The 12,586-nt window shown below is 57.2% G+C and carries 11 protein-coding genes; 2 read left to right on the forward strand and 9 right to left on the reverse strand.

All coding sequences use genetic code 11. From position 1 onward, the window contains the following. Entirely contained in the window at positions 1–1,452 is a 1,452-nt protein-coding gene (locus tag GS646_RS16975) for a nodulation protein NodH (protein WP_171184626.1), read from the forward strand. Here GS646_RS16975 and GS646_RS16980 read toward each other — a convergent pair. The 8 genes from GS646_RS16980 to GS646_RS17015 form a co-directional block, all read right to left on the reverse strand. Beyond that, positions 1,436–1,954: a murein L,D-transpeptidase family protein gene (locus GS646_RS16980; protein ID WP_171092861.1), complete on the reverse strand. Its 519-nt coding sequence runs from the start codon at positions 1,952–1,954 to the stop codon at positions 1,436–1,438. The two genes, GS646_RS16975 and GS646_RS16980, sit on opposite strands and share 17 nt — an antisense overlap. 61 nt (positions 1,955–2,015) lie before the next feature. Beyond that, positions 2,016–2,801, reverse strand: a complete 786-nt coding sequence (locus GS646_RS16985; protein WP_171648191.1) for an ion transporter — start codon at positions 2,799–2,801, stop codon at positions 2,016–2,018. Between the two features lie 21 nt (positions 2,802–2,822). Next, complete coding sequence (locus GS646_RS16990) at positions 2,823–4,052, reverse strand: class I SAM-dependent RNA methyltransferase (protein WP_171184627.1); 1,230 nt, start codon at positions 4,050–4,052, stop codon at positions 2,823–2,825. Positions 4,053–4,192: 140 nt separating this feature from the next. Further along, complete coding sequence (locus GS646_RS16995; protein ID WP_171648189.1) at positions 4,193–6,025, reverse strand: ABC transporter ATP-binding protein; 1,833 nt, start codon at positions 6,023–6,025, stop codon at positions 4,193–4,195. After that, complete coding sequence (locus tag GS646_RS17000) at positions 6,022–7,860, reverse strand: ABC transporter ATP-binding protein (protein ID WP_171184631.1); 1,839 nt, start codon at positions 7,858–7,860, stop codon at positions 6,022–6,024. The genes GS646_RS16995 and GS646_RS17000 overlap by 4 nt, the downstream gene beginning before the upstream one ends. A 191-nt stretch (positions 7,861–8,051) precedes the next feature. Continuing rightward, on the reverse strand, positions 8,052–9,206 hold the full coding sequence (locus tag GS646_RS17005; protein WP_171184634.1) for a CCA tRNA nucleotidyltransferase: 1,155 nt from the start codon (positions 9,204–9,206) through the stop codon (positions 8,052–8,054). After that, positions 9,203–9,799: a CoA pyrophosphatase gene (locus GS646_RS17010; RefSeq protein ID WP_171184636.1), complete on the reverse strand. Its 597-nt coding sequence runs from the start codon at positions 9,797–9,799 to the stop codon at positions 9,203–9,205. Before GS646_RS17010 ends, GS646_RS17005 begins: the two co-directional genes overlap by 4 nt. Further along, positions 9,792–10,778 carry an Hsp33 family molecular chaperone HslO gene (locus GS646_RS17015; protein ID WP_171184637.1) on the reverse strand — a complete coding sequence of 329 codons (987 nt, stop codon included), beginning with the start codon at positions 10,776–10,778 and terminating at the stop codon, positions 9,792–9,794. Before GS646_RS17015 ends, GS646_RS17010 begins: the two co-directional genes overlap by 8 nt. Before the next feature lie 76 nt (positions 10,779–10,854). Between GS646_RS17015 and GS646_RS17020 the strand changes: the two genes are divergently transcribed. After that, positions 10,855–11,301, forward strand: a complete 447-nt coding sequence (locus GS646_RS17020) for an NUDIX hydrolase (protein ID WP_171184639.1) — start codon at positions 10,855–10,857, stop codon at positions 11,299–11,301. Here GS646_RS17020 and GS646_RS17025 read toward each other — a convergent pair. After that, positions 11,298–12,572: a PP2C family protein-serine/threonine phosphatase gene (locus GS646_RS17025; protein WP_171092842.1), complete on the reverse strand. Its 1,275-nt coding sequence runs from the start codon at positions 12,570–12,572 to the stop codon at positions 11,298–11,300. The two genes, GS646_RS17020 and GS646_RS17025, sit on opposite strands and share 4 nt — an antisense overlap. Between the last annotated feature and the right edge of the window lie 14 nt (positions 12,573–12,586).

Below are 12,586 nucleotides of genomic sequence, written 5' to 3' on the forward strand. Positions count from 1 at the left end.
ATGGCAGCCAACTATGATTACTTCGTCGTACTGGCGGCCATGCGCACAGGATCGAATTTGCTAGAGGCAAACCTGAACGCGCTGGACGGCGTGACCTGCCATGGTGAGGCCTTTAATCCACATTTTGCCGGTAATCTGAAATCTGAAACTCTGCTGGGCCTGTCGTTGGGAGACCGTGACGCGGATCCGGCAAAGTTGCTCAAGGCCATTCGCTCGGCCCCCGGTGACATCAACGGGTTCCGATATTTCCAAGAACATGACCCACGCATCCTGAAACCGGTCCTGAATGACCCTCGCTGCGCCAAGATCATTCTGACACGCAACCCTCTGGACAGTTACCTTTCGCTGAAAATCGCGCGGGCAACCCAGCAATGGTTGCTTAAAAACGTCAAACGGCGCGTCGAGGCCGAGATTGCTTTTGATACGCAAGAATTCGCGGACTATCTGGATCAGATCCAAAGCCACCAGCACATGCTGAGGCGACATTTGCAGAAGACGGGTCAGAACGCGTTTTTCATCACCTATGATGATCTGACCGAGTTGGACGTTCTAAACGGTCTGGCGGCATGGCTGGGGGTAAAAGCGCGTTTGACCCGGCTGGATGATACGCTGAAACCACAAAACCCGGCCCCTGCGGTTTCAAAAGTCACCAACCCCGAAGAAATGACCCAAGCTTTGAGGGATGTCGACCGCTTTGGATTGCATGAGACCAAGGGCTTTGAGCCGCAACGTGGGGCCGCCGTACCGCAATACATCGCAGCGTCAAAATCAGCCCTGATGTATTTGCCCATTCGCAACGGATTAGAGCCTGTTTTAAGCCAATGGTTGGCCGATTTGGATGGCAGCGAGGACGACGATTTGATCACCGATCGAAACAGAAAACAAATCCGAACCTGGCTGAAGGATCATCCCGGTCATCGAAAGTTCGCCGTCCTGCGACACCCGCTGGCACGGGCGCATACGGCATTTTGCCAACACATCCTGAGCACAGGACCGGGCAGTTATAAAATGGTGCGAAACTATCTTCGCAATCGGCTCAAGATGCCAATCCCCGGACAGGTGCGGGACACGAATTATTCGGTCGAGCAGCACCGCGATGCATTTGCGGCTTTTCTGGGCTTCTTGCGCCTCAACCTGAACGGTCAGACACCAATCCGCGTTGATGGGACGTGGTGCAGCCAATCCCGGGTTTTGGACGGGATTGCCAGTTTCCTTTTGCCGGACCTGATCCTGCGAGAGGACGAGTTGGCAACAGCACTTCCCGCACTGGCACGCGAAGTTGGACTTTCGAACCCGCCCGAGCCGGGCCCATGCGCACCCGATGTGCCATTTACGTTGAGCCAGATTTACGACGCAGAGCTTGAGGCGCTGGCAGCAGAGGTCTACCAGCGCGACTATGAAGTGTTTGGGTTTGGTGCCTGGGCGCCGGACGCCACTAAGGGCGCAAGGTGATAAGCGTACCTTTGTTCACCATGGCATAGATCTCTTCCATCTCGTCATTCTTGACCGCGATGCATCCCGCCGTCCAATCCGGCGTTTTGCGAGCACGCTTGAACTCGGACCGAAGATTGGGCTGGCCGTGGATGAAAATATCGCCCCCCGGATCAACGCCCGCTGCCTTGGCCTGCGCGACATCCTGAGAGTTGGGGTACGAGATGCCCAGCGACAAATGATAACGGCTGCGGGGATTCCGGCGATCGATCAGATAGCTGCCCTCGGGCGTTCGACCATCGCCTTTCTTGGTCTTTGTTCCGCGTGGCGCAAAGCCCAAATCAACTTCATATTCACGCAATACCTGCTCATGATGCAGCAGATAGAGTTTGCGCGCGCCCTTGTTGACCACCAAAGAGGTCACTTCGGGCCCATTATATGTCAGAAATCTTGGGCTGGCTGAGGCACAAGCCGAAAGGCTCAGCGTTGCCATCACCCCCAATCCGAATGCTCGACGATCCATTTTTTCACTGCCTGCTCTGTTTTTTGGAGATTAATATGCCAAAAACCTTCAGAAACGGAAATCACTTTTTGCTGTTTATCTGCTCGGTCAGGCGACGTTCGATATTTTCCAGCCGTTCCAGCACCTCATCACGATAGGCGTCGGTTTTAACCTCGTCTTCTGCATGATGGGCATCCTGCATCGAGTTCACGATCAGACCGACCAGCAGGTTCACCACGGCAAAGGTCGTGACCATGATAAATGGCACAAAAAACAGCCATGCGTAGGGATAAACCTCCATCACGGGGCGGACGATGCCCATGGACCAGCTTTCCAACGTCATGATCTGGAACAGGGTGTAAGCCGACAGGCCCAGATCACCGAACCAGACGGGAAATGACACCGAGAACAGCTTGGTCGAGATCACCGCACCGATGTAGAACAGGATGGCCATCAGCAGGAAGACACTGGCCATCCCTGGCAGGGCCGAAATGAATCCTTCGACCACGCGCCGTAGACGGGGCGCAACAGAGATTACCCGCAACACGCGCAGAATTCGCAGAGCCCGCAGCACAGACAAACTGCCGGCACTGGGGACAAGCGCGATGCCCACGATAAGAAAGTCGAAAATATTCCAACCGCTGGCAAAGAACCTGCGCCCGGTCGCAATCAGCTTCATCGTGATCTCAGCGACAAAGATCGCAAGGCACAGCTTGTCCAGCGTGACAATCAGCGGTCCTGCTGCCTCCATCAGGGTGGGCGACGTCTCCATCCCCAAGAGAATCGCGTTGAAAATGATGACAGCTGTGATGAAACGTCCGAAAGCCGGGGCTTCGATGATGGTCAGCAAGCGCTGTTTGACACCCATGTGTCGCGTTCTCCTGTCTGGTCAAGATGCGGCGTTCAGGACAAACCGCGCAGCAAGTTCCGTATGTGACGACCATCGAAATTGGTCAACGACCTGTACCCATTCAAGGGTGTAGCCTGCGTTAACAAGGATTTTCGCGTCCCGTGCAAAGCTCACCGGGTTGCACGAAACGTAAGCAATCACCGGGCGCTTTGCTTTGGCCAGTTCTTCCACCTGCGCCTCGGCTCCGGCACGGGGTGGATCCAACACGATCGCGTCAAACGCCTTCAACTCATCGGGCATCAATGGACGACGGAACAGGTCGCGGGCCTCAGTCGTTACGCGCTTCAAACCATGCGCCTTGCGCCAACCCTGATCCAATGCCTGAACCATGGCGGACTCGCCTTCCACAGCGTGAACCTCAGCAGTTTCGGCCAATGGAAGGGAAAACGTACCGCTACCTGCAAACAGATCGACAACGCGCTTGGCACCCTGTGTGGCCTCTGAAACAGCCTGTAATAGAGCCTGTTCTCCGTCCTTTGTTGCCTGCAGGAAGGCGCCGGGTGGCGGTGTGACTTCAGCCGTTCCAAAACGTTGAAGCGGTGCTTGTCGCATGGCGATCACTTCATCATCCCAACTCAGCCGCGCCAATCCGTGTTTCTCTGTCGCTTGAGCGAGCGCCAGTTCCAGCGGCCCGTCCAATGGTTTGCCGCCTTTGACGGCTACATCCAACCCCCCTTCGGAGAGTGTAAGTGTTACCGCCAGAACACCCTTACGGCTTCCGCCCAGAACAACCAGCGCCTCGGCCACAGGAATGGCCGCGATCAACTCGGGATCCAGCAACCGGCAGTCGGGGATTTCCGTGATCGTGTCCGACGCGCGACCATGAAACCCTGCCAATGTGCCCTTTTTTGTTCGTCTTACAGCAACCGTTGCACGCCTGCGCGACTGTTCGGGTGACGTGTGGATCGGGCGCATCTGTGCATCCAGACCCTGCGCGGCCAAGGCGTTGCGCACAATTTCAAGCTTCCAATCGGCCACAAAGGCGTCAGAGGCATGCTGCAACTGACACCCGCCACAGGCTTTGTAATGGCGACACGGCGCCTTGACCCGATCTTCGGATGGCGTTTCCACCCGGATATCGGTCAGCACTTGACCCGTCAAAGTGCCGCTTACGACCTCACCGGGCAGCGTGCGCGGGGCATAGATGGGGCCATCGGCAATACCATCGCCCTGATGCCCTAGCCTTGTGATTGTGAATTGCTGCGTCATGAGGGGCCTGATAACCGGGCTTTCACGTCAACAAAACCCCTTAGGGCACTTTGCGCTTGCATTGAATCGCAATACGCTGCCTCTCCCTCCGGTCGAACGCGCATTCCGACACGGTGTGGTTAAGAAAGCCGCAAAGGTCCTTATTCCGCAGCTTCTGCCTGAATAAAGCCGCCTGATTGACGGTGCCAGAACCGCGCATACAGACCGCCGTGATCCAGCAGCGCCTCATGTGTTCCGCTTTCGACAATCCGCCCCTGGTCCAGAACAACGATCCGATCCATCTCGCTGAGGGTGGACAGGCGGTGCGCAATGGCCAGAACGGTCTTACCTTCCATCACCCGATGCAGCGCGGTCTGAATCGAGGCTTCGACCTCGGAATCCAGCGCCGAGGTTGCTTCGTCCAGAACTAAAATCGGCGCGTCCTTCAGAATGGCACGGGCCAAAGCGATCCGCTGACGCTGCCCGCCGCTGAGCTTTACACCCCTTTCGCCCAGATGAGCGTCATAGCCTTGGCGACCGTTGGCATCCTCAAGGCTGAGGATGAATTCATGCGCCTCGGCCTTTTTCGCGGCGGTGATCATCTCATCCTCGGACGCATCTGGGCGACCGTACAGGATGTTTTCGCGCGCCGAACGGTTGAACATCGCCGTTTCCTGCGTGACCATACCGATCTGGCGGCGCAGGCTGTCTTGTGTCACCTGCGACACGTCCTGCCCGTCAATACAAATATCGCCATTTTCCCTGTCATAGAGTCGAAGCAGCAAGGACACGAGCGTCGATTTCCCCGCCCCTGAAGCGCCAACAATACCCAGCTTTTCACCGGGTTTTATGGTCAGGGACAGATCGATGACGCCACCAACATCCCGACCATATGCAAAACTGACATGCTCGAACGAAATAGATCCGTCGTGCACTTCCAGTTCTTTTGCGCCCCCCGCGTCTTCGACCCGGTCCCGCTTGGCCAGCGTTTTCATCCCGTTTTCGATTTCGCCCACGTTGGCATACAGACCCATCAGCGTGAAACTGACCCAACCCGTCATTTGCGCGATGCGGATTGAGACCGCCCCGGCCGCAACAATATCCCCTGCAGTGGCCATACCGAGTTGCCATAACCATAGCGTTGCGCCCAACAGCAGCACGGGCAGTACCCCGGCCAGCGTCATCAGGATGAACCGGAAACTGGCGGACAGTTTTCCAAAATCCAGCGACCGTTCACGCAGTTCCACCATCGAGTCGCGCGCAGCCTGATCTTCGAAAGCGGAATGCGCAAACAGCTTTACAGTCTTGATATTGGTGATCGTATCGACCACCTGCCCCGACACCATAGCCCGCGCCCCGGCCCGTGCGGCTGAACGTTTTCGGATACGCGGCAGATACCAACGGACCAGCATAAAATAGACAACTAACCAAGCGGCAAAGGGCAGCATCGCAAGCGGGTGAATAGACCCTAACAAAAACAAAGATCCTGCCAAAGACGCCAAAGCAAACACAATCGCGCTGATCGTTTCCGACACGACGGAAGCCATCGCGTTCGACGTTTGCATCTGCTTCTGCGCAATGCGCCCAGCAAAATCATCGTCGAAATATGTCACCGACTGGCCCAGCGTCCAACGGTTCAGCTTGGCCAACACCAAAGGGGTGATGTTGGGCATAACGATGTAGTTGTTCGACAGGGACGACAGGCCAAACAAGATCGGACGCACCAGCATAAAGAACGCAACCGCGCCGAAAATCATCCACATGTTTTGCGCGGTCAGAAACTGTTCCGGACCACTGGACGTTGCCACATCAATCACGCGACCCAAAATCCAGGCCGTGCCAGCCTCCATCGCACCGGCTGTGGCCGAGAAGAAGGCTGCAACAAACAACATCGGCCAGGCCCCGGACAGACTCCAGCGAATGAACGCCCCCAACGTCTGTGGTGGGGGCGTTTCAGTGGTTTTGAACGGTTGGATGAGGTCAGCAACCCTCATTCCGCGGCCTCCGGATTCATGAAGCCGCCAGATTGCCGCGCCCAGAACTGCGCGTAAAGGCCACCTTGCGCCAGAAGGTCAGAATGCGCGCCTTCTTCAACGATACGGCCACCGTCCATGACCAGAATACGGTCCATTTGCGCGATCGTGCTGAGCCTGTGCGCAATGGCGATCACGGTTTTGCCTTGCATCATGCCGTAAAGGGTTTCCTGAATTGACGCTTCAACCTCGGAATCTAGGGCGGATGTCGCCTCATCCAACAACAAAATCGGTGCATCTTTTAGGATCACCCGCGCCAGTGTCACGCGCTGCCGCTGCCCGCCGGACAGCTTTACACCACGCTCTCCAACATGCGCATCGTACCCGGTGCGTCCCTGCGGATCTTGCAGGTCAAGGATGAAGTCATGCGCTTCGGCCTGCTTGGCGGCCTCTATCATCTGTGCTTCGGTCGCGTTGGGGCGTCCATAAAGGATGTTGTCCCGAACCGACCGGTGCAGCAAAGCGCTGTCCTGCTGAACCATGCCGATATGGCTGCGCAGGCTGTCCTGCGTGACATCCGCGATGTTCTGCCCGTCAATCAGAATCGCACCGCGTTCGACGTCATAAAACCGTAAAAGCAGCTTGACGAGGGTCGATTTACCAGCGCCAGACCGCCCAATCAGACCGATCTTTTCGCCGGGCTGAATGGTCAGGTTGATATGGTCCAGGCCACCGGTTTCACGGCCGTAATGGTGCGACAGGTCGCGGATTTCGATCTCGCCTTTGTTCAGCTTTAGCGACTTGGCATCAGGCGCATCCAGCAACTGGATCGGCTGGGCAATCGTCTCCAACCCCTCGGCAACTACGCCAAGCTGGCGGAACAGGCTGGTCAGCGCCCACATGATCCATCCGGTCATGGCATTCAGGCGCAGGGTCAACGCGGTTGCCGCTGCGACCACGCCAACCGAGGCTTGGCCCTGCATCCAAAGCACAATCGCCCAACCAACTACCCCGACGATCAAAAAGCCGTTCAGAGTGACCAGAAACGCATCCATAATGGTGAAAATCCGCATCTCAACCTGCACGGTTCGGCGGGTTTCTTCGATTGCCTCGCGGGCATAGGTCATTTCTTGATCCGCATGCGCGAACATTTTGACCGAATGGATGTTTGTGTAGCTGTCGACCACACGCCCCGTCACAGTCGAACGTGCATCAGATGCCGCCTTGGACGCCGGACCAACACGCACGATCGCCCATCGGACCAACACCGCATATAGCGCAAACCAGATAACCAACGGCAATAGAAGCCGCGGATCGGCGGCCATCAGCAAGACAGCAGCCCCAATCAGATAAGCGAGCGAGAAGGAAATCGCGTCAAAGACCTGAAAGACCACCTCACCTGCGGCAGGCGGTGTCTGCATGATCCGGTTGGCAATCCGCCCGGCAAAATCGTTTTCAAACCAACTGACCGACTGACGCAAAACGTGTTTATGCGCCCGCCAGCGGAACAGAGTGCCGTATTGAGGTAGGATCGCATTGTTGATCACCAGCACATCCAGAATATGCAGAACCGGCCGCAGCAGAAGGATGAACGCCGCCATCAGCAGCAATTCGGTCCCGTGATCCTGCCAGACTTCGGTGGGAGAGCCGACAAGCAAATCTACGACGCGCCCCATGTAATAGATCAGACCGACCTCAACCCCCGCCACAACAATGGATAGCAGCGTGGCCCAGACAAACACGCGGAAAAACGGCCGGGAATAGTCCAGCATGAACGGCCACAGCTTTGTCGGTGGCGCGTTGGACTCTTTGTAGGCGACAAAAGGGTCAATGAGGTTTTCAAAATAGCGAAACATGGAGAGTGCTCCGATTGAGCAGAAATGTAGACGTGCGAAGAAGAATGGCGCCTGAACACCACCCTTTACGGGGCAAGTGTCCTGGCTTTAGCCGAACCAGATCCCGTAATACATTCGCTGTCCTCCATCCATGTGACAGCCGCACGTAAGCACAATCTTTTTGATTTGTCATCCCCTTTTGAGACTTAGCGCTAACTTGCCAGCAACTCCTCGCGCGACAACGCAAAGCCGGACGCGATCCAGCGGCTTTCAAGCTCGGCCAGTTTCTGGCCCAGCGCTGGGCCTGTGAAGGTGGGGATCAGATCTTTGGCTTGAATTGGGAAACGGGCAGCCGCCCCTGTATGTAAGTCATGCCTCAGGTCTTCGGACCAAGGTTGTTCCAAAAAGGCGCAACGCAGAAGTGTCTCGTGCAAACCGCCTTCATCGCCATAGCGATAGCCCAACTCGGCCACGCTGGTGGTGGCTTGTGCCTCCTCTCGCATCCGGGTCAGACGTTGCAGCTGCGAACGGCTCAACCGCAATGTCGCTGCGTCTTCGGGCGTGGCAATGGCTGCCAGCCGTCGCACCGGATCGGGATCAGCACCTGCGGCTTGTTCGAGGGCGACAAGAGGCGAAAGGGATCGGTCATTTGCACCCGGCAACAACTGTGCCAAGACACCCGTGCTGCGCATTGTTGCAATGGCAGGGGCGGGATCGGGCGCTGCCAGTAGTTTCAGCAGTTCCGCCCCGACCCGTTCGCGCGACAGTGATTTCAACCCATCAAGATTGGCACCAATGGCAGCCAGAGCGTCGGGATCAAATCCAGCGCCCGCGTCACCATACCAGGCATGAAATCGGAAATACCGAAGCGAGCGCAAATAATCTTCGCGGATACGATTCTCTGCCGTTCCAATGAACCGAACCCGACGTGCCTGTAGGTCGGGTAATCCACCGAGCGGGTCTAACACTGCGCCATCGGGCCGTGCGTAGATCGCGTTCATGGTGAAATCGCGCCGGGCCGCGTCTTCCTCGACGTGATCAGAGAACGCAACAACAGCGCGCCGCCCGTCGGTTTCCACGTCACGTCGGAAAGTGGTGATCTCGTGAGGGATACCGGCACTGACGACCGTGATCGTACCGTGATCGATGCCCGTTGGAATAGCCTTGAGCCCCGCAGCCTGCGCCATCTCAACAACCTGCTGGGGTCGCGCGTCGGTGGCAATATCAATATCCGAGACAGGTGCGCCCAAAAGCGCGTTGCGCACACAGCCACCCACAAAAAGTGCCTGCGCACCAGAAGCAGTCAGGGCGGCGCACACCAGTTGGGTCGCTGGTTCACTGACCCAAGGCTCGTTTATCTGCATCATTCATTCACCCGTGCTGCAAGCCCGCGCAATATGCGGGCCGTCGCGCCCCAAATATAATAAGGGCCGTACGGAACTGCGTAGTATCTGCGTTTCTGACCACGCCAGCGACGCGACTCAATCAGATAATTCTCGGGATTTAGAAGATGGGCAAGAGGGGTCGAGAAAACCTCGTCCACCTCGCCGGGCTCGGGCACAGGCTTGAATGTGTCTCGCACGATTGCGACCACAGGGGTGACGTTGAAAGAGGTGACCGTTTCATGCATGGGCAGAAACCCCAAAACCTCGGGCTGGTCAACGGGCAGCCCAATCTCTTCCTGCGCCTCGCGCAGGGCTGCCGCGGTTACGTCGGCGTCACTTTCATCCTGCTTACCGCCCGGAAATGCGATCTGACCGGGGTGATGCTTCAGGGCTGAGGACCGTTTGGTCAGGATCACCCGAGGCGCTTCATAAGCCAGAGAGATGGCCACCAGAACACCGGCTGGGCGCAGCCGCCGCCCGGGTGGCAGAACGGTGTCGGGGTTCAGGTCAAAGTCGCTGGACCCGTGACCGGGGCGGCGCAAGGCCGCCCGGATCTGTTCAACCGGATCATGCACCTTCGCTGTCTTCGGCTTCAAAGCCCACAGTTGCCGGATCCAGCACGTAATGCGCACCACAGAACTGACAATCAGCCGTGACCAGACCTTCCGGTGTTGTCATCTTTTCGATGTCCTTCGCCGAATAGATCGACAGGCTCTGGCGCACTCGGTCCTCGGAGCAGGTACAGCCAAATTGAACCGACTGCGCGTCATAGACACGCGGCTGTTCCTCGTGGAACAGGCGAACCAAAAGGTCGGTCGGCGCAACCGAAGGGCCGATCATTTCCAGATCCTCGACAGTATCCAGCAGGATATTGACGCGGCCCCAGTTCTCACCCTCTTCGCCGTCTACCAGATCGCTGGCGGTCAGGATCTCACCGGTACCTTCGCCAGATGCTGCAAAGGGCGAGGCTTTGGGCATGTGCTGCAACATGATGCCGCCGGCGCGCCAATGCTCACCCACGCCGGGCTCGGTCGATTTACCAAAGCTCAGCGAAAACCGCGTCGGCAGCTGCTCAGACTGGGCGAAATACGCCTCGGCACATGCGCTCAGCGATCCACCCGCCAGCGGCGTGATGCCCTGATACGGCTGCGTGCCTTCGCCCTGGTCGATCATGATGGCAAAATACCCCTCGCCCACCTGATCAAAAGGTGCCGCGTCGGTCAGCCGGTCGCGGTCAAAGCTGGCATATGCGCGGATTTGGGCGGCTTGGCCTTCTTCCTGCGGCGCGTAATAGTCGGTTGCGATCATGCGCACCGCCCCTTTGGACTGCACCTGCAACGACAGCTTCCAGCGCAACGCAACGGTCTGGCCGATCAACGCGGTCAGCAAGGCCATTTCAGCCACCAGTGCTTCGACTTGCGGCGGATAGTCGTGCTGCTTCAGGATGCCATCCAGCACGCCATCCAAACGGGCCACGCGGCCGCGCATGTCGGATGCATCAAGTTGAAAGGGCAGGACGGTATCGTCCCACGCGATTTTTGTTCCAAGAGACATGGGGTTTCCTTACACGCCACAGGTTGGCATACCGGCACCATATAGGTCGTACAGATTGGGTTTTAAGGGGCCATACATGATCAGACGGTTTGGCGAAACCCCTCAGGCAGGGCAGAAATACACGCAACGACCCGGCGTGTACGTGCTTTTGCCTCGTGGACGATCATTGCTGGTGACATGGTATGACGACAGCCTCAACCCAGAGCTGCAACTGCCGGGCGGAGGAATTGATCCGGGCGAATCGCCAATCACGGCCCTGCATCGCGAGGTATACGAAGAAACAGGCTGGCTGGTTGCCAACCCGCGCCGGGTCGGTACCTTTCGCCGCTTTACCTATTTGCCTGAATACGATCTGTGGGCGGAAAAGGTCTGCATGATCTATCGCGCGCGTCCCGTCCGCCGCATCGGACCACCAGCCGAGGCGTTTCACGAAGCACGATGGATAGATGCGTCAGATGCGGTGGTAAAGCTTGGCAATGACGGTGACCGACATTTTGCCAAGTTGCATCTTTGGTCGCTTTAAGGGCCGTTATATTCGAAGAACACGGCCGAAACGTCATCGCCGATTCCTTCTTTGGGCGACATAACCTGGGTCAGTCGCCAAAACATGTCATCCAGAAACTCGGACCCGCCATTTTCTGAAACACAGTTTTGCGCCATTTCTTGCAAACCGCCTTCATCCAACAGGCCACCATCTGCCAGAGGGCATTCGGTAAACCCGTCAGAATACAACAACAGCTTGTCCCCGGGTTGCAGTTTCGTTTCGATCTGATGGAAGCCCGCATCCTCGATCAAGCCTATGGGCAAACCACCATCGCCCAGAAATTCACTGCTGCCATCTTTGCGTAACAAAAGGGGGTGGGGATGCCCGGCCTGCACCATCTTCATAAGCCCGTTGCGCAGGTCAACAATGGCATAGACCATCGTAAAATATTCTTCGATCCCCGTATCTGCCATCAGGCGGGAGTTGAGCGTTTTGGCGACATCCTCGGGCGGCAAGAGCGCGTAGAACTTGTTGAACCGCTGTTCCATCGCAACGTTCTGGTCAAAGTGCTTGCTGGACAGATAGCCACCCAATCGGGCCGTCATCATGGCCGAAGTGATGCCGTGGCCGGACACATCAATGCTGTAGAACCCCAACCGATTCACACCGGGCGAGAACATGCCAACAAGATCGCCGCCAATATGGCCGCATGGCTTTAGCAAAAGGCTGACGCGCGAGTTGCCAAAATCCCGCGATAGCTCGGGCATCAGAGATTCCTGAATCTTACGCGCCTGCATCAGATCTTTGTCGATCGCGTCATGCGCCAGTTTCAGCTCTTCCAACGCGGATTCGATCAGGCGGTTTTTCTGCGAAAGCTCGCGCTGCATGTCCAGAATACGCGCCCCGGCGGAAATGCGCGCCCGGAGTTCGTCGGCTTCCAGAGGTTTGATCAGAAAATCATCCGCCCCGGCATCCAGACCGCGTGCCACCTCTTGCTTTTCGCTTTTGGAAGTCAGCAGGATGAAATAGCTGTATTGATCCGTTTCCAGAGCGCGAAATGCGCAGCAGAACTCCAGCCCGCTCATCCCCGGCATAACCCAGTCGCTGAGCACAAGGTCGGGCGGGTCTGTCCGACACAGCTCCAACGCGGCCTCGCCGGTATCAGCCTCGACTACGTCAAACCCCCATTTTCTGAGCGAAGCCACAAGGATGCGCCGCTGCAAACGGCTGTCATCCACAACCAGCACCTTGCGGATCGCGCCGAAGTCCAGATCTGATCTGGTGTCCTCAAGACTCGCCCCTGGCACCATTTACCCTCTGCTCT

The sequence above is a fragment of the Ruegeria sp. HKCCD4315 genome, assembly GCF_013112245.1.
GTDB lineage: Bacteria > Pseudomonadota > Alphaproteobacteria > Rhodobacterales > Rhodobacteraceae > Ruegeria.

What these genes read in the sequence shown, in the direction of transcription:
- GS646_RS16975 (WP_171184626.1), top strand. Translation starts at nt 1, where the DNA reads ATGGCAGCCAACTATGATTACTTCGTCGTACTGGCGGCCATGCGCACA.
- GS646_RS16980 (WP_171092861.1), bottom strand. Translation starts at nt 1,954, where the DNA reads ATGGATCGTCGAGCATTCGGATTGGGGGTGATGGCAACGCTGAGCCTT.
- GS646_RS16985 (WP_171648191.1), bottom strand. Translation starts at nt 2,801, where the DNA reads ATGGGTGTCAAACAGCGCTTGCTGACCATCATCGAAGCCCCGGCTTTC.
- GS646_RS16990 (WP_171184627.1), bottom strand. Translation starts at nt 4,052, where the DNA reads ATGACGCAGCAATTCACAATCACAAGGCTAGGGCATCAGGGCGATGGT.
- GS646_RS16995 (WP_171648189.1), bottom strand. Translation starts at nt 6,025, where the DNA reads ATGAGGGTTGCTGACCTCATCCAACCGTTCAAAACCACTGAAACGCCC.
- GS646_RS17000 (WP_171184631.1), bottom strand. Translation starts at nt 7,860, where the DNA reads ATGTTTCGCTATTTTGAAAACCTCATTGACCCTTTTGTCGCCTACAAA.
- GS646_RS17005 (WP_171184634.1), bottom strand. Translation starts at nt 9,206, where the DNA reads ATGATGCAGATAAACGAGCCTTGGGTCAGTGAACCAGCGACCCAACTG.
- GS646_RS17015 (WP_171184637.1), bottom strand. Translation starts at nt 10,778, where the DNA reads ATGTCTCTTGGAACAAAAATCGCGTGGGACGATACCGTCCTGCCCTTT.
- GS646_RS17020 (WP_171184639.1), top strand. Translation starts at nt 10,855, where the DNA reads ATGATCAGACGGTTTGGCGAAACCCCTCAGGCAGGGCAGAAATACACG.
- GS646_RS17025 (WP_171092842.1), bottom strand. Translation starts at nt 12,572, where the DNA reads ATGGTGCCAGGGGCGAGTCTTGAGGACACCAGATCAGATCTGGACTTC.